We start from the raw sequence: 20,506 nt of genomic DNA, 5'->3' as shown, positions 1-20,506 counted from the left end.
GGGAGTGGTCGCCGTGGAGCACACCACGTGCTGCGTGGTGGGAGGCGGGCCGGCCGGAATGGTGCTGGCCCTGCTGCTGGCCCGCGCCGGTGTCGAGGTGACGGTGCTGGAGAAGCACGGTGACTTCCTGCGCGACTTCCGCGGCGACACCGTCCACCCCTCCACCCTGTCGCTGCTGGACGACATCGGCCTCGCCGAACGGTTCGCCCGGCTGCCCCAGCGCCGGGTGACCACGGTGCAGCTGCCCATCGGGGCCGACCGGTCCCTGATCACGGTCGGGAACATCGGGGCGCTGCACGGGAAGTACAACTACATCGCGATGGTGCCCCAGTGGGACCTGCTCGACCTCCTCGCCGACGAAGCGGGCCGGGAGCCGTCCTTCCGGCTGCGCATGGACACCGAGGCGACCTCGTTCCTCGTCGAGCGGGGACGGGTCACGGGCGTGCGCTACCGCACCGCGGACGGCAGGACCGGCGAGCTCAGGGCCACCCTGACCGTGGCCTGCGACGGCCGCGGCTCACTGGCCAGGGCGCTGCCCGAACTCGGCCTGGAACGCTTCCCGTGCCCCATGGACGCCTGGTGGTTCCGCCTGCCGCGCCACGAGGACGATCCCAGCGGACTCGTGGGCGGCCTGGGCGACAGGTTCTTCACGGCCCTCATCGACCGCGGCGACTACTGGCAGTGCGCCGCACTCATCCCGAAGGGAACCGATGCCGAGCGCCGAGCCGAGGGCCTGGAGCGCTTCATGGACCGTTTCGCGGCCGCCGCCCCCTGGCTGGCCGACCGGAGCGGGGCCGTCACCTCCTGGGACGAGGTGAAGCTCCTCGACGTACGGCTCGACCGCCTGCGCCGCTGGCACCGTCCGGGGCTGCTGTGCCTGGGCGACGCCGCCCACGCGATGTCACCGGTCTTCGGCATCGGCATCAACCTGGCCGTACAGGACGCGGTGGCCGCGGCCCGGTACCTCGTGCGTCCGTTGCGCGAGGGCACGGTGGGGCTCCGCGACGTGCGCCGGGTGCAACACCGCCGCTGGCCCACCACCGCGGTCACCCCAGGCCTCCAGCGCCTCGCCCACACCCAGGTCATCGAGCCGCTGCTGGCCGGACGCACCGCGTTCGGTGATCCGCAACGGGCCGAGCGGCTGACGGGACTCGTCACCGAATCACGGTGGCTGAACCGGATCCCGGCCTACTTCATCGCGTACGGAGCCCTGCGCGAGCGCCCTCCGAGGGAGTCCGTCCCCTCACATGCCGGCGCTGACGTTCGGTGACGGGTAGGGTCGGAAAGTAGTCGTCCGTCACAGGCCCAGGGAGACGGCCAGGCGGGTCATCTCGGCCGTGGTGTGGACGTTCAGCTTGGCCCGGATGCGGCGGAGGTAGGCGTCGACGGTGTGCTTGGAGAGTCCCATGGTGCGGGCCGTCTGCAGGTAGGTGCGGCCTGCGGCGATGTGTCGCAGCGCCTCCTGCTCGCGCGGGGCCAGCGTGGCTGCGGCGGTGGGGACGTGCGGCACGGTGAGGGTGAGGCTCATGGGATTTCCTCCGCCGGATCGGCTCGGTCATCACTGCTCACGACCTCGGAAGCAGATGGGCTGAATGCCCGTTTTGTCTCTTACTAAGAGCCTGGCCGAGTGACTTCGCGATCCTGTCCGCCGACTGTCACAGGCGTGTGACAAGCGGCGGCGGTGGAGGGCCCTCCAGGGGGCTCTCAAAATGCCGCCTCCAGGCGGTTCCCGCATGATGAGTGCTGTGTATGACACGGGCAGGGGATCGATCGCTCTGTCGATCGTGGTTCCCATCTTCAACGAGGAGGAGGTCCTGCCTGTTCTGGCGGCGCGGCTGCGGCCGGTCCTCGACGGCTGCGGCGAACCGTACGAGGTCCTCGCCGTCGACGACGGTTCGACCGACGGGACCCCCCTCCTGCTGGAGGATCTGCGCAGCGCCTGGCCCCAGCTGCGCATCGTGACCCTCCGGCGCAACAGCGGCCACCAGGCCGCCCTCACCGCCGGACTGCACCGCGCCCTGGGCGCCTACGTGATCAGCATGGACGCGGATCTCCAGGACCCCCCGGAAGTCATTCCCGGCATGCTGGCCCTGGCCCGGGCCGACGGGCTGGACATCGTCTACGCCGTGCGCACCGACCGCTCCGCCGACACCGGATTCAAGCGCCGCACCGCCGCCGCCTACTACTGGCTCATGCGCCGGCTGGCCGGCTCCTTCGTCCCCGCCCAGGCCGGCGACTTCCGCCTCCTGTCCCGCCCCGTCGTGGAGACCCTCAAGACGCTCCCCGACCAGCGGCAGATCTACCGCCTGCTGATCCCCTGGCTCGGCTTCCCCGGAGGACAGATCACCTACCAGCGCGGCGAACGGGCGGCCGGCACCACCAAATACCCCCTGCACAAGATGATCCTGCTGGCGTGGGACAGCGTCACCAGCTTCTCGGCCGTCCCGCTGCGCCTGGCCACCGCGATCGGCGCCTTCAGCCTCGTCGTCTGCCTCGCGTTCCTCACCTGCGCGCTCGCCGTCTACGCCCTGGGAAGCCCCCTGCCCGGCTGGACCTCCTTGATCATCGCCGTGCTGTTCTTCGGTGCCGTCCAGCTGTTCTGCCTCGGCATGCTCGGCGAGTACGTGGCTCGCATCTACTCCGCCGTCCAGGCCCGGCCCACCTACTGCGTGGCCAGCGACACGGAAGAGGAACGGCCGTAGGGCCTACGGGCTACACCAGCACCCCGGCGAAGAACATGGACCCCAGCAGGGCGTACTGGACCGTGCAGCACGCCAACAGGGCCCCCTGAACCCACCGGGGCATGCGCCTGACCAGCAACAGCCCGACGAACATCTGCGCGTGATTGCGGTACCACGACATTTCGGCGCCGGCGAAGAACGGTGTCCAGAAGATCGCCACCGTGAGGACCAGGGCGGCCCACTCCTCGACATCGAGCCGGCGGTTCCGGATGAGTCGAAACGCGGCCGTGACCAGGACGAGCAGCATGAAGGCGAGGTTCAGCCAGAGCTCGGTCCTGTGCGCGGAGAGGCTGTGCTCCAGGAGCAGCGGAAGGTCGCCCTTGGGCCGGTACCAGTCGCTGAAGGGGAAATAGTAGGAATTCCTCATCTCGTCGAGGGGCTGGCGCACATCACCTTGGTGAAAACTGGACCTCTGGATGAGCTCGTACGCGTCCCAGCGTCCCGTGGCCTGCCACATGACCCACTTGGCCCAGAGCACCCCGCAGCCGGCGAGGGCCGCCGACACCCCGGCCTTCGCGAATCGAACCGGTCTCGTGTCCCTTTGCCACGCGAAGAACGCGCTCAATGCCAGCATCGCGACGGCGACGGCGCCGACGGGATAACAGGAGGCCGCCACGAAACCGCCGGCGGAAGCGATGACCCAGGAGCCGCGCTTCACTCCGACGATGCAGACGAGCAGCGCCAGCGTCCCGGTGGCGATCGGGAACATGCCGTGGAAATAGATACCGCCCGGGAACACCGAACCGATGGCGAGGGTGAGGCCGGTGGCCCATGTGAGCCGGGCGCCGAGCAGCCACCACAACACCGCGAACATGCCGAGGAGGGAGGCTTCGGCGACGGCGACGGCGGAGATCTCATAGGAAAGCCCGGTGGCGGAAAGAGCCCGGATCGACATGGGATATCCGGGAAACCAGGCGGCATTTCCGCAGGTGGCATCGGGAAAGTTCGCGTATCGCTCCCGGCACCGGAACAGTTCGTAGCCGGTCTTGGCGATGGACAGATAATTTCCCGAATCCCACCGATGGCGGCTGCCTGTGGACCAGAAGGAAACCCTGGACCCGTCACCGGCAATGGACGCGTTCGCGACCAGCCAGGTGACGACGTTCGCGATCACCCACGCAACGACCGGTGGCAACAGACGGTGACGCCCATCGCGGACCTGCCGCTCACCCACAGCGCCCGCAGGCCCGGCCTCGCCGCGCATCCGGGAGCGCACGGACATGGGGAATTCGATCATCTCCACCTCCGCGACGCCTCGTCGGTGATCTGCCGCGCTTCCGATCAGTCTGGCGAAGCCCCCGCGGAGCTGCATCCGGACGCGCCCGAGGAGAGCCGTCGGGGTGAAGAGCGGCGCCACGCACGTCGCCTCCGGCCTGCCGCTGTGACTTCATGATGGTCTGACGGCCCTGTGGAATCCCACAGGGCCGTGCGTCGTGTTCCCGCTCCCGGTGCGATCCGCGGCTTCGCCCGCCCCGGTCCTACGGAGTGCCCCGTGCGACGTCCCGTCAGCCGCTTCCGCAAGCGCACCGTCCTCGCGGTCATGACGCTCTGCGGCGCGCTCGCCGTGCCCGGTTCCGCACACGCGGACACCGTCTCCCCGAGCACCGCGCCGCCGCTGCGCTTCATCAGCTACAACATCTGCGGCAACGTGTGTGCCGCGCCCCCGTTCGACAACCAGCGGCGCGTGGACTCCGTCGTCGCGCAGGCCGCTGCCACCTCGTGGAACGCCGACCAGATCTTCCTCCAGGAGGTCTGCCGTCCCCAGTACGACTCCATCGCGGACCGGCTGCGGGCGCGCGGCTTCCGCGGGCTGTTCAGCAGGACCGTCCTGGGCCGGCCCGGGATCTGCGGCAATGCCGACTACGGCAATGCCGTCTTCGTCCGCGGGCAGATCACGCAGACCCTGGACCTCGACCTGACGGTCGGCGGGGAGAAGGAACCGATCCGCGTCCCGTGCGTCGAGAGCACCTTGCAATACCGCCGCACCTGGTCCTGTTCCGTTCACCTGTACTGGGACAACGGCACCCTGGCCGTCCCCGAGGCCGACCGGCTCGCCGCACGCGCCCGGACCTGGGAGGACGCGGGCACCCCCGTCGTCCTCGGCGGCGACTTCAACCACTCTCCGCGCAGTGCCACCCTCTCCCGCTTCTACGACTCCGGCATCAACGACGGCGCCTTCGGCCGCTTCATCGAATCCGACGAGACCGACGCACAGTTCTTCGATCCGGCGGCCTGCACGCCCGGCATCACCCTCAGGTGCCGCTCGGGGCAGGCCACGGTGGGCGGGAAGAAGCTCGACTACGTCTTCCTCGGGGCCCGGGACTTCCGTACGCCGAAGGCCGACCTGCCCCCGGTGGACATGGCGGTCTCCGACCACCGGATGCTGCGGGCCGCCGCGGACTGGTCCGACTGCGGTCCTCTCGACCCCGCCCGCGGCGCGGCCTTCCGCCGCGATGCCTCGGGCGCGGTGTTCCGCCAGGCCGGACAAGCCAACGGGACCCTCGCCGCACCCTGCAGGGTCGGCACGGGCTGGAGCCGCCTGCGCCAGGTGGTCCGCCTGCCGGGGACGACGCAGCTGGCCGCCCTCGACACGGACGGCAGCCTGTGGCGCTACACCCAGGACGACGAGGGCCGGTACCCCGACACCCAGAGGGTCCGCGCAGCCACCGGCTGGCAGCGCTACGACACCCTGGTCGCGCCGGGCGACATCACCGGCGACGGGCCGCACGACCTCATCACCAGGGACACCTCCGGCGTGCTCTGGCTGCACCCCGGAAGCGGCGACGGCACCTTTGCCGCACCGGTGCGCATCGGCAGCGGCTGGGGCGTCTACGATGCCCTGCTCTCGCCCGGGGACTTCTCCGGCGACGGCCGGCCGGACCTGCTGGCACGCGACGGCGCGGGCGACCTCTACCTCCACCGCGGTACCGGAGCCGGCGGATTCGCCCCCAGGACCCGGATCGGCACGGGCTGGGGGACCTACACGGCGCTGGCGCCACCGGGAGACGTGAACGGGGACGGCAGGGCGGACCTGCTCGGCCGGGACCGCTCGGGGAACCTCTACCTGTACCGGGGCACCGGCGCCGGGGGCTACCAGCCCCGGGTCCGCATCGGGACCGGCTATCCGGCGGGCGAGCTGCTGTTCTGAACGGCACCGGTAGCGGCCGCGCCGTCAGCCGACGGCGATCACCAGCGGGCCGCCCGTCCAGTCGACCCGGCTCGTCCACCCCGGCGGCAGCCGCAGCGACCGAGACGGCGACACCGGGCCCGGGAACCGACGCCGCCACAGCAGCCGTCCGTCCTGAGCGACCGTCACCACCGGGCCGATCAGCGGCTCTCCGGACCGCAGCAGCAGCGGGCGTCCCGCGATGCCCGTGAGCCGGTTCGGCGTCACCCACACCAGCGGGGCCCGTACGAGCAGCAGCGGTCCGGGATCCGGCCACGGGGCCCCCGACAGGCGGGCCAGCACCGGGCCCGCCGCGGCAGCCCCCTCCGCGGCCGCGGTGGCGGCGCGCTCGACGCCCCTGAGGGCGTTGCCGACCGCGAAGACACCCGGGGTCGCCGTACGGAAGGACGCGTCCACGGAGGGTCCGCGCGTGCCCGGGTCCAGGGTGATGCCGCCGCGGCGGGCCAGCTCGTGGTCGGGGATCCAGTCGCCGGTGAAGACCACCGTGTCGCAGGCGAGCACGCCCGACCGGCCGTCCTCGTGGCGCACGGCCACGCCCGACAGGCGGCCCCGGCCGCGCAGTTCCTCCACCGTGGTGGCCGTGAGGAGCGCAACCCCCGGCACGGCGGTGCCGCGGGGGCGTTCGGTGACCACCGCCACCACCTCCGCGCCCGCCCGGCGCAGCGTGCGTACCGCGTGACGGGCCACCGGCTCGGCGCCCACCACGACGGCCCGCCGCCCGACGGGTTGCCCGTACAGGTGGACCGACTGCTGCAGCTCCCCGGTCGTCAGCACTCCCGCCGGACGGGAGCCCGGCACCAGCCGGGCGCTGCGGGGGCGTTCGCGGGCGCCGGTGGCGAGGACGACGGCCCGGGCGGTGATCCGCTCCAGGCCCGCCGGGCTCGTGGTCTCCAGGGACAGCGGGCCGGCCCAGCCGGTGGCGGTGACTCCGGTCCGCACCGCGGCCCCCGCACGGACCGCCGCCTCCACCGACCGCCGTGCGTAGGCGGGCCCCCGCAGCCAGGGACGGGCCGGCCGTCCGAACCCGCCGTGGTGGCAGTGCCGTGGCACGCCGCCGGCGTCCTGCTCGCGTTCCAGGACCTCGACCCGCCCCGCGCCCGCGGCCGCCAGCCGGGCGGCGAGGGCCAGGCCGGCCGGTCCGCCGCCGACGACGAGGACGTCGACCGTACGGTTCACCGGCGCCCCTCCTCGAAGAGCGCGCGGACGGCGGCGCCGCAGTGGAAGCCCTGGCAGCGGCCGGCCCCCGCGCGCGTGCGCCGCCGCAGACCGGCCGGCGAACCGGGCGGGACCGTTCCCGCGAGCGCGTCGCGGATCTCCCCGCGGGTCACCCGCTCGCAGTGGCAGACGATCCTGCCGTACTCCGGGTCCGCCGCGATCAGCTCCGCGTTGCGGTACGGCCGCGGGAACGCCTCGCCCAGGTTCGGCATCCGCACCGGCTCCAGCTCCCGCGCGCCCGTCACCGGCAGACCGCCGTCGGCGAGCAGCTCCACCACATGGGCGGCGATCGCCATCGAGGCGGTCAGGCCCGTCGAGCGGATCCCGCCCACGGTGACGTAGCGCTGCGCGGGGTGGGCCCGGATCGCGTAGTCCTCGGACCCGGTGGCCGCCCGCAGTCCCGCGTACACGGCGGTGACCTCCTCCTCCAGGAGCGCCGGCAGGATCCGCCGGCCCTTGTCCCGCAGCAGCGCGAGCCCTTCGGCGGTCGAGCCGGTGGCCGTCTTGTCGTCCAGGTCCTCGGCGGTCGGTCCGAGGAGCACGTTGCCGTACACCGTCGGCGACACCAGAACCCCCTTCCCGAGCGCGCCCGGCACCGGCAGCAGGATGTGCCGTACCAGGCCGCGGGCCGGGTCGTCGAAGACGATCAGCTGGCCCCGTCGGGGCGTCACGGTGAAGTCCGCATGGCCGAGGAGCCGGTCGATCTCGTCGGCGTACAGGCCCGCAGCGTTGACCAGGTGACGGGTGCGCAACGGCCCCCGGCTGGTCGCCAGGAGGTGCGGATCGCCCGAAGTCACCCCCTCGACACGGCAGTTGAGGTGGAGGTCGATGCCGGCGCGGACGGCCTGCGTCGCGTACGCCAGCGTGGTCGTCCAGGCGCAGATGATCGACTCGCCCGGTACGTCGAGCGCCCCCAGCGCCCCCGGCCCCAGTTCCGGTTCGCGGGCCCGCACCTCCTGCGCCGAAATGATGCGGGCCGAGCGGTAGTCGTTGCGTACGGCCTTGTCGGCGAGGCCCGGCAGTGCGGCGTGCTGTTCCTCGTCCCAGGCGATCAGGAGGGCCCCGAGCGGCTCCACCGGAATGCCGCTCTCGGCGGCGTACGCGGCGAGCCGGCGCTGTCCCTCCCGGACGAGCCGGGACTCCAGGGAGCCCGGCACGGCGTCGAAACCGGTGTGCAGGATGGCGGTGTTGGCCTTGGAGCTGCCGTCGCCGACATCGTCGGAGGCATCGACCAGCGCGATCCGCAGGGGCAGGCGGGCCAGTTCGCGGGCGATCGCCGAACCCACCACGCCGGAGCCGACGACCGTCACGTCGTACGTCCCGCCGGGCAGGGAGCCGCCGGTGGTGACGGTCATGCGGGGCCGTCGAGCAGGGCCGACACGGCCGTTCGGAACCGCGCGCGGCGCTCCGCGGCCTGCCCGGCGTCCGCCCTCGGCTCGTAGACGGCGGAGGGCTTCCACTGCGGGACGGCCTCCCGGACGGTGAGCGAGGGATCCAGCCCGAGCCGGGCGACCGCGCCGACGCCGAGCGCGGTGGCGTCCGGCAGCGCCGACACCTCGACGGGGATCCCGAGCAGATCGGCCTGGGCCTGCATGAGCAGCGCGGACCGGGTCAGACCGCCGTCGACGCGCAGGGTGGTGAGCGGGGCGCCCAGGTCGGCGGCGACCGCGTCCGCGAGCTCCGCCACCTGCGCGGCGATGCCGTCGCACAGCGCGCGCACCAGGTGCCCGGCCGTGGTGGCCAGGCCCAGACCGGTGACCGAGCCCCGCAGATCGCCCCGCCACCACGGGGCGGCGAGCCCGGCGAGCGCGGGGACGAAGGTGACGCCGCCGGAGTCCTGGACGCTCCCGCCGACGGTGTCGATGTCCTCGGCGCCGGAGATCACGCCGAGATCGGTCAGCCAGCGCACGGCGGAGGCGGCGGTGTACACCTGCCCGTCCAGGCAATAACTGGTCCGCCCGGCCAGCCGCCATGCCACACAGCCGGCCAGCCCGGAGGCGCTGCGCCGGGGGAGCGGACCGGTCTGCGCGAGCAGGAACGCGCCCGTCCCGTACGTGCACTTGGCGGTGCCGGGCTCGGTGACGCGCTGGGCGAGCAGCGCCGCCTGCTGGTCGACGAGCAGCCCGGTCAGCGGCAGTTGCGGCCCGAAGGCGGAGGTGGTGCCGATACGGGTGTCCGCGTCGACGATCTCCGGGAGCCGCTCGCCCGCGAGGCCGAAGGCGTCCAGTGCGGCCCGTGACCAGCCGACGGTGTCGAGGTCCAGCAGCTGGGTGCGGCCGGCGGTCGCCGCGTCGGTCACGAACGCCCCGGTGAGGCGGTGCACGAGCCACACGTCGCTGGTCGTGACCACACCGTCCGGGGTCAGGTGGCGGCGTATCCAGGCCATCTTGGGCGCGGCGAAATAGGGATCGAGCGGCAGGCCGGTGGCCTCCCGCAACAACGGTGCGTGCGGAGCCAGTTCGGCGCACAGCGCCTCCGCGCGCCGGTCCTGCCAGACGATCGCGTCGGTCAGCGGCTCACCGCTCGCCGGGTCCCAGGCGAGGACGGTCTCGCCCTGGTTGGCCAGGCCCACGGCGGCGACCGGCTCACCGGCCGCCTTGAGCGCGGCCCGTCCGGCGTCGAATACCGAGTTCAGCAGCTCGTAGGGGTCGACCTCCACCCGGCCGTCCGGCAGGTGGCGGGGCCGTACGGGCGCGGAGCCGGAGCCGATGACCCCGCGTACCGGGCAGATCACGAGGGCCTTGGTTCCCGACGTTCCCTGGTCAACAGCGAGCACCGGGCCCGTCATCACCACTCCGTCCCTGGTGTCGGCGTGCTTGATCGTCGGTCGGAAGCCTCCATCAGCGGGGAGTGCGCGTCAAGATCTTCCCGCTCCACCCCCGGATCGTTGACGCAAAGTCATCTCCCGTGCGTGGCTGGTTACTTTCGTTCGAACGGGAATCCGGATACGCATCCCCGGCCTCGCCCTATAGTGATCGCCGATCAACGGGAAGGACGCCGACCGCGGGTCAACGGCGGGGATCCGCAGCCCGGTTCACACTCGGCTCGCGCATCCCCGGTACGGCACGGCTGCAGTGCGGCAGTCGAACGCCGGACGGACCCACCCTCCACGCGATCCGAGGACTCATGACCACGACCACCGCAAGACACGCCCGTCCGGGCGGCCCGTCGACCGGGGCGAGGTGATGGCGGGCAGCGACTTCCGGCCCGTCTACCATCCCGCCGGCCACGACGACGAGCTCCGTGTCGCCGTCCAGGACCTGCGCACCGGCCGCTGGTTGTCCATGGCGCACCTGCTCGAACGGACGGACGCCTGGGGGCTGTGGACCCAGCGCACCCAGGTCCTCGCCGCCGTCGCCGCCGGATCCGACGTGGTCCAGGCATGGCGGACCGAGGAACCGCACAGCGTCGCCGCGACCGTGATGCACACCCGCGTCACCGTCGAACGGGCCGTCCGCGCCCACCGTGCCGGACATGCCCGCACCCACGAGTTGTGGGAGGAGGCCTGGGAGGCCTGCCGGCACGCCGCCGGCATCAGCCCCGCCGACCCCGTGCCCTGGGTCTGCCTGCTCGCCCTCGCCCTCCTCGACGAAGACCGGCAGATGGACGGGCACCGGCTCCCGCCGCCCGGCCTGATGCTGCCCCCCGGCCCCTGGGGCATCCTCGCCGAGGCGGACAAACGGGACCCGCACAACCGCGAGGCGTACCACCGGATGCTCCAGTTCGTGTACGCGGGCACGCCCGGACCGCTCGCCGCGGCCGCCAACTTCGCCCACTGGGCCGCCGGTTCCGCCACCCCCGGATCCGCCGTCCACCTCCTGCCGCTCTACGTGCGCGTCGAACGCTACCGCCGTGAACACGGCCAGGAGCGGGCCCTCGACCTTCACTGGGTCGCCGAGGACGCCATCCGCGACGCCGGCCACGCCCTGGACGCCTGGTTCCGCGGCGCCGAGCCGCGGCACGCCTCCCCGCTCGACCTGAACCACCTCGCCCACGCCCTGTGGGGGGCCCTCCGCTTCGACGAGGCGGCCCGGGTCTTCGACGCGATCGGCCGCTACTGGACCACCCTGCCGTGGGCCCACCGGACCCGAGACCCGGCCGACCGGGCACTGGCCGAGGAGGTGTTCCTCCGGGCCAGGTCCCGCAGCCTGGCGGCCCGGTCCTGACCCCCGATCCACCGTCCCCCCCGCTCCACATCCACCCCCGGAGGTACCGCCATGTCCCGAACCGAGTGGGCATCCCGCCAAGGCCGCAAGGCCCCACGCCCGCACGACGAGGAGGAACGGCTCAGAGAACTCGGCTACCAGCCCGTCCTCGCCCGCCGGATGGGCGGTTTCGGCAACTTCGCCATCAGCTTCTCGGTCATATCCGTCCTCTCCGGGTGCATGACCCTGTACGGCTTCGGCCTGGGGACGGGCGGCCCGGCCGTGATGCTGTGGGGCTGGCTCGGCGTCGGCCTGTTCGTGCTCTGCGTGGGCCTCGCCCTGGCCGAGGTCACCAGCGCCTATCCCACCTCGGGAGCGCTGTACTACATGGCCGACCGGCTCGGCGGACGCCGCTGGGGCTGGTACACCGGCTGGCTGAACCTGCTCGGTCTGCTCGGCGCCATCGCCGGAATCGACTACGGCGCCGCCCAGTTCACCGGCGCCTTCCTCAACCTCCAGTTCGACTTCGAGCCCACCCCCGGGTCGACGTTCCTGATCTTCCTGGGCATCCTGCTGCTGCACGCCGGGCTCAACCTCTTCGGCGTCCGCCTCGTCAGTGTGCTCAACTCCGTCAGCGTCTGGTGGCACCTGGGCGGTGTCGCCCTCATCGTCGGCGTCCTGGCCCTCGTCCCCGACCACCACCAGTCGCCCTCGTTCGTCTTCACCGAGTTCGTCAACGACACCGGCTGGGCGAACCCGTTCTACGTGGCTGCCGTCGGCCTGCTGCTCGCCCAGTACACCTTCTCCGGGTACGACGCCTCCGCGCACCTCTCGGAGGAGACCTCGAACGCCTCCGTCTCCGCCGCCAAGGGCATCGTCCGGGCCATCTGGGTCTCCTGGATCGCCGGATTCGCCCTCCTCGCGGGGCTCACCTTCGCCATCCAGGACTACGCGACCGTCCAGGGCACCCCCACCAACGTCCCGCCCGCGCAGATCTTCCTCGACGCCCTGGGCACCGGCGGCGCCACCGCCCTGCTCCTCGTCGTCATCGTCGCGCAGCTCTTCTGCGGCAATGCCGAGGTGGCCGCCGCGAGCCGGATGGTCTTCGCGTTCAGCCGGGACAACGCACTCCCCGGCTCCGCCCTGTGGCGCAAGGTCAGCGGCCGCACCCAGACCCCGGTCCCGGCCGTCTGGTTCGCGGTCGTCGTCGCGGGCGTGCTCGCGCTGCCGTCGCTCTACTCCACCACCGCCTACGCGGCCGTGACCGCGATCAACGTCATCGGCATCACCCCGGCCTACGCCATCCCGATCTACCTGCGGCTCCGCGCCGGCAAGCGGTTCGTGCCCGGCCCGTGGAGCCTGGGCCGCTGGAGCAAGCCGATCGGCTGGACCGCCGTCGTCTGGGTCGCGGTCGTCACGGTCCTGTTCTGCCTGCCGCAGAAGTCCCCGGTCACCATCGACTCGATGAACTACGCGGTGATCGCCCTGGCGGTGGTGCTGGTCCTCGCCGGCGTGTGGTGGTCCGTCGCCCGGCGTTCCTACGGGACCCCGTCGGCCTACGGGAACGCCCGCGAGCAGGCGGAGATCGCCGAGGGCATCGTCTGACCGCACGGCTTCCGGGAGGCCCGGCCTGATGACATCTCCCGCCACCCGGGCGGACAATCGTCGTATCCGACGGCGGGGGGCGCTGATGGGCCGGGCATTGCGGTGGGGCGTAGGGGTACTTCTGGCGGGGCTGGCGGTCTGGTACGCCTCGTACTACACGACGGTCCTGGTCTGGGAGCTCCGGAAGATCTTCGCGTGGCTGGCCGCCCCGCTGCTGGCCGCGGGCACCGCCGGGGCCTTGGGGCTCGTGGCGAAGCTGCTCCGCCGCAAGCGGCGCGGCGCGGCCGCCGGCACGGGCGGGGGAGGCGCGGCGGTGGCCCTCGGCTGGCTGGGCGGCCTCCTCGGGTTGGGCATCGCGGTCTGGTGGCTGGTGTACGGCGCGTACCTCCAGGACCGGGAGTACATGCAGGACGTACGGATCGTGTCCGAGGCGGTCCCCGAGCTGGCGCCCCGCGCGCCGTACCTGGTCGGAAAGGCGCAGGCCGCCCCGCACCTGGGCGATGTGACCGGGGAGATCTCCGATGTCACGTACCTGCCGGACGGGGACCGGTTCGCGACCCTGGTGGAGCGGCGCGGCTGGCTGTCCGGGTACGAGGTCGGACTCGTCCAGGAGATTCCGCTCGGCGGCAACAGCCGCAACCAGGAACGCTGTTCGTTCGACGTGGACCAGGCCGACGCACGCATCGGCGGCTGGTTCTCCCACAACCTCGGCCGGAAGATCTCGGACCGGAAGCGCTGGGTGCGCTTCGAGGCGTCCGACGCCTACGTGACCTGCTCGGGCGACACCCCGACCGTGGTCGTCCCCCTCAAGCGCCAGACCGGCTTCCTGGTGGTGACCGAACGCCCGGCCGGAGTCGCTCTCTACAACGGGCGGACCGGAGAGCTCACGATCACCACCGACACGGCCGCGGTGCCCGGCCCGTCGTATCCGCTGAGCCTCGCGTCCCGGCAGCGTGAGGGGACGGCCGCGGTCGGCAGCTTCACCGACTGGTGGTTCGAGCGCAGCGGCTGGGACGCCTCCGAGGACGGCGCCAACGAGGGCAACGAGTCGGAGTTCACCCTGCGGTACCGCAGCGAGGCCGGCGGCAGTGCGTACGTCACCCCCCTCACCCCGCAGGGGGAGGCCAGTTCGGTCGTGGCCGTGTCGACCGTGCCGACCCGCCACCAGGGCGGCGGCCTCGCCCCGATGACCGTCCACCGGCTCACTCCGACGTGGCCGTCGCCGCGGGCGCTCGTCGAGTTGGTCAAGGCCGAGTACCGGGACGTCTGCTGCTACAACGAGGACAGGGTGTTCGAGGTCGTCCCCACGGGCGGCAGCACGTGGACCGCCACGGTCGGCAGCGAGCAGAACATCCGCTACCGCGTGGAGGGCCGCGGCCAGGTGGGCGGCCGCGAGGCCACCTGCCTGAAGGCCGCCGACGGGACGCTCATCCGGTGCGCGTACGCGGCACCCGGGTCCCCGGAGGAAGCGGAACTCACGCGCAGGGAGCAGGAAAAGCAGAAACCGAAGGACGACGGCGCCGCACCCCCCGGGCAGGTCGACCTCGGCGCCTACACCCCCGAGCAGCTCGCCGAACTGCAACAGCGCCTCTCCGAGGAAGTCGTCCGCCGCCTGAAGAACGGCGCCGGCTGACGGCATCGGCCCCGGCGACGCGAGGGCAAGCCGTCGTCATGGTGCCGTGCGGCGCCGGCCGGCCACGGACAGGCCGGCCAGGGTGGTGGCCATCAAGGCCGCCGGCACCGCGAAGGCGGCGGTGACGGCCTCGGGGGAGCCGTCGGTGAGCAGGATCGAGGTGACCTCCGCGCCCACCGCGGTGCCGAGGTTCCGCAGCAGGACGTTGACGCCCGCGCTGGAGCCGCTGTCGGAGGCCGGTACGGACTGCACGGCCAGCGCGCCCATGGCCGCGTAGCCGAGGCCCAGGCCGGCACCCCGTACGACGTTCATGGCGGCCAGCGCGGCGAGGCTGCCGTGGGCGAGCGTCGCCGCGAGGTACGCGACGGCGATCAGAGCGCAGCCGAGGGCCAGGGCCCGGCGGGTTCCGTGGCGTTTGATCGTACGGCCGGCCAGTGCCCCGGCCGCCATCAGCGCGAGCCCGGTGGGGAGTTGGACCAGGCCTGCGACGGTCGCCGTTGAGCCGAGGCCGAAGCCGGTCTCCGGCGGGGCCTGGACCAGCAGCGGGATCACGATCCCGGCCGCCATGAACGCGTAGCCGCAGGCCAGCGCCGACCCACCCGCCGCCAGCAGCGCCGGGGAGCGCTGGGCCCGCAGGTCGATGACGGGACGGGGGGAGCGCAGCTCGTACGCCGCCCAGCCGGCCGCGCCGAGCAGCCCGGCGGCGGTGAGCGCCAGGGTGCGCGGCGAGCCCCAGCCCCAGTGCCCGCCCCGGGAGGAGGCGAGCAGGAGTGCGGAGAGCCACAGGGCGAGCCCGAGCGATCCCACGACGTCCAGCCGGCGCCACGCCCCCGCCGGGTCGCCCGGTGCGGAGCCAGGGCCCGGCGCGGGGTCGGCGGGGACGAAGCGGAAGGTGCCGGCCAGCGCCGCGAGGCACAGCGCCAGCGGGAGGAGGGAGAGCGAACGTGTCCCGAGCAGCGCCGTCATCGGGCCGCCGAGGACCCAGCCGGCCGAGGCGCCGAGGCCGATAGCGGTCGACAGGACGCTGATCCGCGCAGCCACCTGCTCGGCGGTGCTGAGGGTGCGCACCAGGGCGAACGCCAGCGGCAGCGCGGCGGCCCCCACGCCGGCCAGCACCCGGCCCGCCACGAAGAGCGCCAGTCCGTCGGCCGCGGCGGCGAGACCCAGGCCGAGGGCGCCGGCCCCGAGCGCGGCGGTCAGCACCCGGCGGTGGCCCCAGAGGTCGCCCATCCGCCCCGCGACGGGGGTGGTGACGGCGGCGGACAGGGTGAAGCCGGTCAGTCCCCAGGTGACGGCGGTCCCCGAGGCCCGCAGGCCGGCGGCCAGCTCGGGCAGGGCGGGCATGATCAGGGATATCGACAGGGCGTACGCCGTCACGGCGGTCAGCAGGACGACGGTCAGCGCCCGCCCCACAGGCCCGGGACGAGGGGCGGCGGTATGCGCGGTGGGGCTGCTGGGGGCGCCGGTCACCGGGCCTCCCGGTGCGGAGCGCCGACGGCCCAGAGCTGCTGCGCGCCGGAGATGTTCTTGAGCACCCGGGGCGGCCCCGCGGGCCGGAAGCCGAACGCCCCGGCGCCTGCCGCCCGTACCCGCTCCGACACCAGCACCTGGCCGGGCTCGGCGCCGGCGCAGCAGCGGGACGCCAGGTTGACCGCGTGCCCCAGCAGCGCGAGCGCGGACATCGGGCCGAGCCCGAGCCGCCCGTGGTGTACGTCGCCGAGGGCGATGCCGCAGCGGAGCCCGACCTGCCAGATCCGCGGGTCGGGTGCGCTGCTGGACGCCACCCAGCCGTCGGCGAGGCCGGTGAACTCCGCCCGCAGCTCGGCCGCGGCGGTGAGCGCCGGCCCGGCGAGGTCGCGGTCGGCCCGGTCCCCGGCCGCGCCCGGAGCGCCGAGCGAGCTGCCGAACACGGCGATCAGGCCGTCGCCGAGGAACTTGTGGACGACACCGTGGTTGCGCTGTACGGCGAGGACGGCGCTCGTGAGGAACTCCTGGATGTTGCGCAGCAGTTCAGTGCTGTCGTACTGCAGGGCGTCCGCGATCCGGGAGTAGCCGGAGATGTCCCAGAAGACGACGGCCGCCTTCGTCGTGCGCAGGTCCAGGGCGGAGCGGTCGGAGGCCAGCGCCGCGGCGAGGGAAGGATCGAGGAAGCTGCCCGCGTCGCCGCCGTGCCCTTCGGGGCCGGCGGTGGCGGCGCTCACGGGGCGGACACCAGGAGACGGGGCAGGTCGGCGAGGCTCGCGACGGTCTCGACGCCCGGATCGCCCCGCCGGCCGGTGCGGTCCAGCAGCACCGCACGGATGCCCGCGGCGCGGGCGCCGGCGATGTCGGTGCCGGGCGAGTCGCCCACCATGACGCTCTGCCGGGCGGTCCGGCCGAGGGCGGAGAGGACGGCTCCGAACGCCGCGGGGCTGGGCTTGGCCGCGCCCAGCTCCTCACTGATGAAGACGTGGTCGACGTACGGGGCCAGGCCCAGCGCGTCGATCTTGGTGCGCTGTCCGTCGGACGGCCCGTTGGTGAAGAGGGAGAGCTCCGCCCCGGCGGCGCGCAGCGAGCCGAGAGCGGGCAGCGCGTCGTCGAACAGCTCGATGTCGGTGTTGGCGCTCGCCACGTACACGGAGTTGGCCCGGGCTGCGGCCGCGCAGGCCCTGGCGGGGTCCGCCCCCGCGTCCGTCGCCGGGATCTCGAACCGGAGCCGGCGGTACTCCTCGCGGGCCAGCTCACCGGAGGTGAACCGGGCGAACAGCACGGGGTCCAGTTCGTCGAACCGTGCCCAGTAGGCCGGGCCGGCCGGCACGCCGTGCTCCCTCAGCAGGAGATCGATCTTCCGCTTCGCGCGCAGTCGGGCCGCCCCGTAGTCGCACAGCGTGTCGTCCAGGTCGAAGATCACCGAAAGCATCCGCTCAGCCCTCCCAAGCCACTCGGAAACCGATGGACGCCGAACCGGCGATGTACCACCTGCCGCGCCGGGCGGCGCAGGCGAGCAGGGCGGCGGACTTGTTCCACGCCCCACCCTTGACGACCTTCTCGTAGGTCTCGGCGGCCGCCGGCGCATCCCGGTCCCGGCGGTCCGGGGTGAACCAGTCGGAGCTCCACTCCTCCGCGTTGCCCGCCATGTCGGTGAAGCCGAGGTCATTGGCGGGGTAGGAGCCGACGGGCGTGGTGCTGCCGACGTGCTCACCGAAGTTGGCGGCGGCGCCGGTCGGCTCGGCCTCACCCCACGGGTACGTACGGCCGGCGGACCCGGCGGTGGCGCAGTGCTCCCACTCGTCCTCGGAGAGGAGCCGCCCGCCCAGGGCCCCGGCGGCGAGGCGGGCACCCAGCCACGGCACGCCGACGACGGGGTGGTCCTCCAGGCCCGGCCGCACCTGATAGCGCCCCGCCGCAGGGTCGTACCGCAGCGGGAGGGCCGGGTTCTTCGCGTTGATGTAGAGCGACATGCCGTCGCCCTCGTCGGGGACCTCCAGCTCGTTGAGCAGGTCCGCATAGTGGTGATTGGTCATCAGGGTGCGCATGACGAACAGCGGGGGCCGGTCCGCCCCTCCGGGCGCGGGGACGGTCACCGCGACGGCCGTCGCGCGCAGGGCGCGCCGGAGTTCAGCAGGCATACCCGTACTCCTCGAAGAAGGGCCGCAGGCCCGCGGTCAGACGGTCCTGCTGCGCGTCGGTGAGCCGGCTGCGCCATGAGTTGAGCACCGCGTCGCGGGACCGGTAGCTGGAGTACCGCCCGCCCCGGCTGGACCGCTGCGAGTCGGCTATGAACTCCAGCTGATCGGAGGTGGGTTCGAGGTCCAGGAAGTTCATCAGCCGGCCGAGTGCGTCCTCGGGGTGCCCCACCAGATCCTCCAGGCGTACGGTGATGTGCTCGAAGGCGGCCAGCGACTGCCGCGCGAGCTCCCAGCGGATGCCGATGCTGCGCAGGCAGAGCTCGAAGGGGTCGAGCCCGGCGCCGGGCGAATGGCCGAGCTGCTCCTCCAGGTAGCGCGTGACGGTCACGCTGTACTTCCACAGTTCGTCCGCCTCCGGCACGTTGAGCACGGAGGCGGCGACGGCTCGCGGGTCGCGCACCAGGTGGATGACCCGCAGCCCGGGCAGGTACGCGCCGAGCCAGGGGAGCTTCTCGTAGAGCAGGGTCTCCTTGAAGCCGCGCCGACAGCCCTCGGGGGAGGAGACGAGCCATTTGCGCAGTTCCTGGAGGAACAGCACGATCTTCGGGTGCGCGTACAACTCCGGGTGCAGGACGGCCTGGTCGTAGTCGGCCGCGGACCAGGGTCTGAGGTCGTTGTCGCGGAAGAACTCGGTGTGCATCGAGAACGGCTCGTTGGCACAGGCGACGGCCGGGTTCCGCTGGATCAGCTCTCCGAGGAAGTTCGTGCCGGATCGGTGGTGGCCAATGATCAGAAATGGCGCACTGCGTTGCATCGGTCGGTAGGTCCCTGGATGAAGTCGTGATGGGCGGGCCCGGGCCGGTGCGGAGGTCCGGGCGGGTCGCCCCCGTCGGACGCGGCTCCCGAGGGGCTGGCCTGCGTCCGCCAATGATCATCTCGCGGGATTGTGAACGGGCTGTCTCGGCAGTGCCAACGGACTGCGAAGCCAGGTGGGTTGCGGCCGGGGCGGCGGCGATCTGGTGGACCACCGGCCGCGCGGACCGCACCCCCAGGGGCCCGGCCGACCGTTAGCGGCCGGCGCCTTCGGTGTCGAAGGTGTAGAACTTCCGGTGGTCGAGCAGGTCGGCCGGGGTCACGTTGTTCCACGGCGACAAGGTGGCGTGCAGGTCGACCACGTTCGCCGTCCGGGTGGCGGGCAGGTACGTGGACTTCGGGTTACGGACCTGCCATTCGGCCCAGAGCATGTCGATGAACGCGTGGTGCATCCAGAACACCGGGTCGTTCGGAGACGCCGCGGTGGCCATGTGGCCGCCGATCCACACGTGGACGCGGTTGTGGAGGCCGGTGCCGCGCCAGCCCTCCAGGTGGTTGCGGAAACCGCCGGAGGTGCTGTTCCAGGGGGCCGCGTCGTACTCGGGCATGGAGAGGACGGCGTTCACCTCGGCCTTCGTCGGCAGCTCGGCCACGCCCGTGCCGAGGGTGCGCCGCAGGTACTGGCGCTGGTCCACGCCCACGGTGATGGCCCACTTGCCCGCCGCGTAGGCGAACGGCCCGTCGAGGACCTGCCCGTCCCGGGCCCGGCTGGTGCCGCCCATGAAGTCCGCGGCCCAGAGGGAGGAGCCGGGGGTCCGGTCGACGGTCCAGTCCCAGTACGGGATCGAGACCTTCGGGTCGACCCTCTGCAGCGCCGCCTCGAAGTCCAGCAGGAAACGGCGGTGCCAGGGGAGGAAGGAGGGGGAGCGGTGGCCCATCCGGTCGCCGGAGTCGGAATCGCTCAGGAGGAAGTAGTTGTGGGCGTTGACGTAGCGGTCGTAGACGCCGGTCCGCTTGAGTTCGAGCAGCGCGTTGGTGAAGGCCCGCTTCTCGTCGGCGGTGAGCGTGGCCTGGTTCTTGCGGACGGTCACAGCTTGACTTCCTTGGCTACGAACGGGACGAGGGCGGCGCCCTGGAGGTCGCGGACGGCGGCGCGGGCGGCCGAGATGGGGTCCTTGAACGTCTCGTAGTGGTTGACGACGGTGACCCAGGTGCCGTCGGCATTCGGCATGAGGTGCAGTTCGTTGCCGTCGATCTTGATGGTGGGCATCCCGACGCCGTGGTGGCCTCCGGTGCCGAGGGTGATCTGGATGCGGCGGCCCTCGAAGACCTCGTCGATGCCGCCGGTGGGTATGGAAAGGGGCGAGGCCGAAGCACCGGCGGCCGGGCCGGTGGCCGAGTTGGACTTGCAGGCGGTCAGCCCAAGTGCGATGGATGCGCCGGAGGTTATGCCCAAAGCCTGCCGGCGGGTGATCTTCTTCATGGCTTGAATTGGTATCAGAAGGGCCTGATCGGCTGATCAGTGCCCCGTGCATCCAACCGGCGTGGGCGGCGTCGCG

18 protein-coding genes are annotated in these 20,506 nt (G+C 72.6%); 6 read left to right on the top strand and 12 right to left on the bottom strand.

Features of this window, described 5'->3' with window-relative positions; translation table 11 throughout:
* Positions 1-13 precede the first annotated feature (13 nt).
* Complete coding sequence (locus ACFTXQ_RS07955) at positions 14-1,270, top strand: FAD-dependent oxidoreductase (protein ID WP_382636931.1); 1,257 nt, start codon at positions 14-16, stop codon at positions 1,268-1,270.
* A 27-nt stretch (positions 1,271-1,297) separates the two neighbouring features.
* Here ACFTXQ_RS07955 and ACFTXQ_RS07950 read toward each other — a convergent pair whose 3' ends face one another.
* The gene (locus ACFTXQ_RS07950; protein ID WP_382636930.1) at positions 1,298-1,528 is read right to left on the bottom strand and encodes a response regulator transcription factor; all 231 of its coding nucleotides are present in this window, start codon (positions 1,526-1,528) and stop codon (positions 1,298-1,300) included.
* A 208-nt stretch (positions 1,529-1,736) separates the two neighbouring features.
* On the opposite strand from ACFTXQ_RS07950, the gene ACFTXQ_RS07945 reads away from it, so the two are divergent.
* Positions 1,737-2,702: a glycosyltransferase family 2 protein gene (locus ACFTXQ_RS07945; RefSeq protein ID WP_382637395.1), complete on the top strand. Its 966-nt coding sequence runs from the start codon at positions 1,737-1,739 to the stop codon at positions 2,700-2,702.
* A gap of 10 nt (positions 2,703-2,712) precedes the next feature.
* Here the strand turns inward: ACFTXQ_RS07945 and ACFTXQ_RS07940 are convergent, their stop codons facing one another.
* Positions 2,713-3,984, bottom strand: a complete 1,272-nt coding sequence (locus tag ACFTXQ_RS07940) for a hypothetical protein (RefSeq protein WP_382636928.1) — start codon at positions 3,982-3,984, stop codon at positions 2,713-2,715.
* A 249-nt stretch (positions 3,985-4,233) separates the two neighbouring features.
* Between ACFTXQ_RS07940 and ACFTXQ_RS07935 the strand changes: the two genes are divergently transcribed.
* Entirely contained in the window at positions 4,234-5,889 is a 1,656-nt protein-coding gene (locus ACFTXQ_RS07935) for an FG-GAP-like repeat-containing protein (protein ID WP_382636926.1), read from the top strand.
* Between the two features lie 24 nt (positions 5,890-5,913).
* Here the strand turns inward: ACFTXQ_RS07935 and ACFTXQ_RS07930 are convergent, their stop codons facing one another.
* The 3 genes from ACFTXQ_RS07930 to ACFTXQ_RS07920 are packed head-to-tail and all read right to left on the bottom strand — an operon-like array spanning position 5,914 to position 9,931.
* Positions 5,914-7,104 carry an NAD(P)/FAD-dependent oxidoreductase gene (locus ACFTXQ_RS07930; RefSeq protein ID WP_382636924.1) on the bottom strand — a complete coding sequence of 397 codons (1,191 nt, stop codon included), beginning with the start codon at positions 7,102-7,104 and terminating at the stop codon, positions 5,914-5,916.
* Positions 7,101-8,498, bottom strand: coding sequence for an FAD-dependent oxidoreductase (locus tag ACFTXQ_RS07925; RefSeq protein ID WP_382636923.1), 1,398 nt, complete (start codon positions 8,496-8,498; stop codon positions 7,101-7,103). Before ACFTXQ_RS07925 ends, ACFTXQ_RS07930 begins: the two co-directional genes overlap by 4 nt.
* Positions 8,495-9,931 carry an FGGY family carbohydrate kinase gene (locus ACFTXQ_RS07920; protein WP_382636921.1) on the bottom strand — a complete coding sequence of 479 codons (1,437 nt, stop codon included), beginning with the start codon at positions 9,929-9,931 and terminating at the stop codon, positions 8,495-8,497. Before ACFTXQ_RS07920 ends, ACFTXQ_RS07925 begins: the two co-directional genes overlap by 4 nt.
* 397 nt (positions 9,932-10,328) lie before the next feature.
* On the opposite strand from ACFTXQ_RS07920, the gene ACFTXQ_RS07915 reads away from it, so the two are divergent.
* From ACFTXQ_RS07915 to ACFTXQ_RS07905, 3 genes are read left to right on the top strand one after another with little or no spacing between them, the layout of a single operon-like run.
* Positions 10,329-11,309, top strand: coding sequence for a hypothetical protein (locus ACFTXQ_RS07915; RefSeq protein ID WP_382636919.1), 981 nt, complete (start codon positions 10,329-10,331; stop codon positions 11,307-11,309).
* 51 nt (positions 11,310-11,360) lie between these two features.
* Positions 11,361-12,893, top strand: coding sequence for an amino acid permease (locus tag ACFTXQ_RS07910; RefSeq protein WP_382636917.1), 1,533 nt, complete (start codon positions 11,361-11,363; stop codon positions 12,891-12,893).
* Between the two features lie 28 nt (positions 12,894-12,921).
* Positions 12,922-14,526, top strand: coding sequence for a hypothetical protein (locus ACFTXQ_RS07905; protein ID WP_382636916.1), 1,605 nt, complete (start codon positions 12,922-12,924; stop codon positions 14,524-14,526).
* 36 nt (positions 14,527-14,562) lie between these two features.
* Here ACFTXQ_RS07905 and ACFTXQ_RS07900 read toward each other — a convergent pair whose 3' ends face one another.
* The 7 genes from ACFTXQ_RS07900 to ACFTXQ_RS07870 form a co-directional block, all read right to left on the bottom strand.
* The gene (locus tag ACFTXQ_RS07900) at positions 14,563-15,996 is read right to left on the bottom strand and encodes an MFS transporter (protein ID WP_382636915.1); all 1,434 of its coding nucleotides are present in this window, start codon (positions 15,994-15,996) and stop codon (positions 14,563-14,565) included.
* Positions 15,993-16,727: an adenylate/guanylate cyclase domain-containing protein gene (locus ACFTXQ_RS07895; RefSeq protein WP_382636913.1), complete on the bottom strand. Its 735-nt coding sequence runs from the start codon at positions 16,725-16,727 to the stop codon at positions 15,993-15,995. Before ACFTXQ_RS07895 ends, ACFTXQ_RS07900 begins: the two co-directional genes overlap by 4 nt.
* Positions 16,724-17,425 carry an HAD family hydrolase gene (locus ACFTXQ_RS07890; protein ID WP_382636912.1) on the bottom strand — a complete coding sequence of 234 codons (702 nt, stop codon included), beginning with the start codon at positions 17,423-17,425 and terminating at the stop codon, positions 16,724-16,726. Before ACFTXQ_RS07890 ends, ACFTXQ_RS07895 begins: the two co-directional genes overlap by 4 nt.
* Positions 17,426-17,429: 4 nt before the next feature.
* Positions 17,430-18,134: an SUMF1/EgtB/PvdO family nonheme iron enzyme gene (locus ACFTXQ_RS07885; RefSeq protein ID WP_382636910.1), complete on the bottom strand. Its 705-nt coding sequence runs from the start codon at positions 18,132-18,134 to the stop codon at positions 17,430-17,432.
* Positions 18,124-18,948 (bottom strand): sulfotransferase family protein, encoded by an 825-nt coding sequence (locus tag ACFTXQ_RS07880; RefSeq protein WP_382636908.1) that lies wholly within the window; start codon positions 18,946-18,948, stop codon positions 18,124-18,126. Before ACFTXQ_RS07880 ends, ACFTXQ_RS07885 begins: the two co-directional genes overlap by 11 nt.
* Before the next feature lie 253 nt (positions 18,949-19,201).
* Positions 19,202-20,038, bottom strand: a complete 837-nt coding sequence (locus ACFTXQ_RS07875; RefSeq protein WP_382636907.1) for a tyrosinase family protein — start codon at positions 20,036-20,038, stop codon at positions 19,202-19,204.
* The gene (locus ACFTXQ_RS07870) at positions 20,035-20,430 is read right to left on the bottom strand and encodes a tyrosinase family oxidase copper chaperone (RefSeq protein ID WP_382636905.1); all 396 of its coding nucleotides are present in this window, start codon (positions 20,428-20,430) and stop codon (positions 20,035-20,037) included. The genes ACFTXQ_RS07875 and ACFTXQ_RS07870 overlap by 4 nt, the downstream gene beginning before the upstream one ends.
* Positions 20,431-20,506: the final 76 nt, after the last annotated feature.

It is taken from the genome of Streptomyces sp. NPDC057010 (genome assembly GCF_042673805.1).
GTDB lineage: Bacteria > Actinomycetota > Actinomycetes > Streptomycetales > Streptomycetaceae > Streptomyces.
The sequence above is the reverse complement of the archived record's forward strand: the minus strand, read 5'-3'. Positions and strand labels throughout refer to the sequence as shown.

Coding starts and splice junctions, on each gene's coding strand:
- ACFTXQ_RS07950 (WP_382636930.1), bottom strand. CDS start 1,528: ATGAGCCTCACCCTCACCGTGCCGCACGTCCCCACCGCCGCAGCCACG.
- ACFTXQ_RS07905 (WP_382636916.1), top strand. CDS start 12,922: ATGACATCTCCCGCCACCCGGGCGGACAATCGTCGTATCCGACGGCGG.
- ACFTXQ_RS07915 (WP_382636919.1), top strand. CDS start 10,329: ATGGCGGGCAGCGACTTCCGGCCCGTCTACCATCCCGCCGGCCACGAC.
- ACFTXQ_RS07945 (WP_382637395.1), top strand. CDS start 1,737: ATGAGTGCTGTGTATGACACGGGCAGGGGATCGATCGCTCTGTCGATC.
- ACFTXQ_RS07890 (WP_382636912.1), bottom strand. CDS start 17,425: ATGCTTTCGGTGATCTTCGACCTGGACGACACGCTGTGCGACTACGGG.
- ACFTXQ_RS07880 (WP_382636908.1), bottom strand. CDS start 18,948: ATGCAACGCAGTGCGCCATTTCTGATCATTGGCCACCACCGATCCGGC.
- ACFTXQ_RS07925 (WP_382636923.1), bottom strand. CDS start 8,498: ATGACCGTCACCACCGGCGGCTCCCTGCCCGGCGGGACGTACGACGTG.
- ACFTXQ_RS07885 (WP_382636910.1), bottom strand. CDS start 18,134: ATGCCTGCTGAACTCCGGCGCGCCCTGCGCGCGACGGCCGTCGCGGTG.
- ACFTXQ_RS07870 (WP_382636905.1), bottom strand. CDS start 20,430: ATGAAGAAGATCACCCGCCGGCAGGCTTTGGGCATAACCTCCGGCGCA.
- ACFTXQ_RS07910 (WP_382636917.1), top strand. CDS start 11,361: ATGTCCCGAACCGAGTGGGCATCCCGCCAAGGCCGCAAGGCCCCACGC.
- ACFTXQ_RS07920 (WP_382636921.1), bottom strand. CDS start 9,931: ATGACGGGCCCGGTGCTCGCTGTTGACCAGGGAACGTCGGGAACCAAG.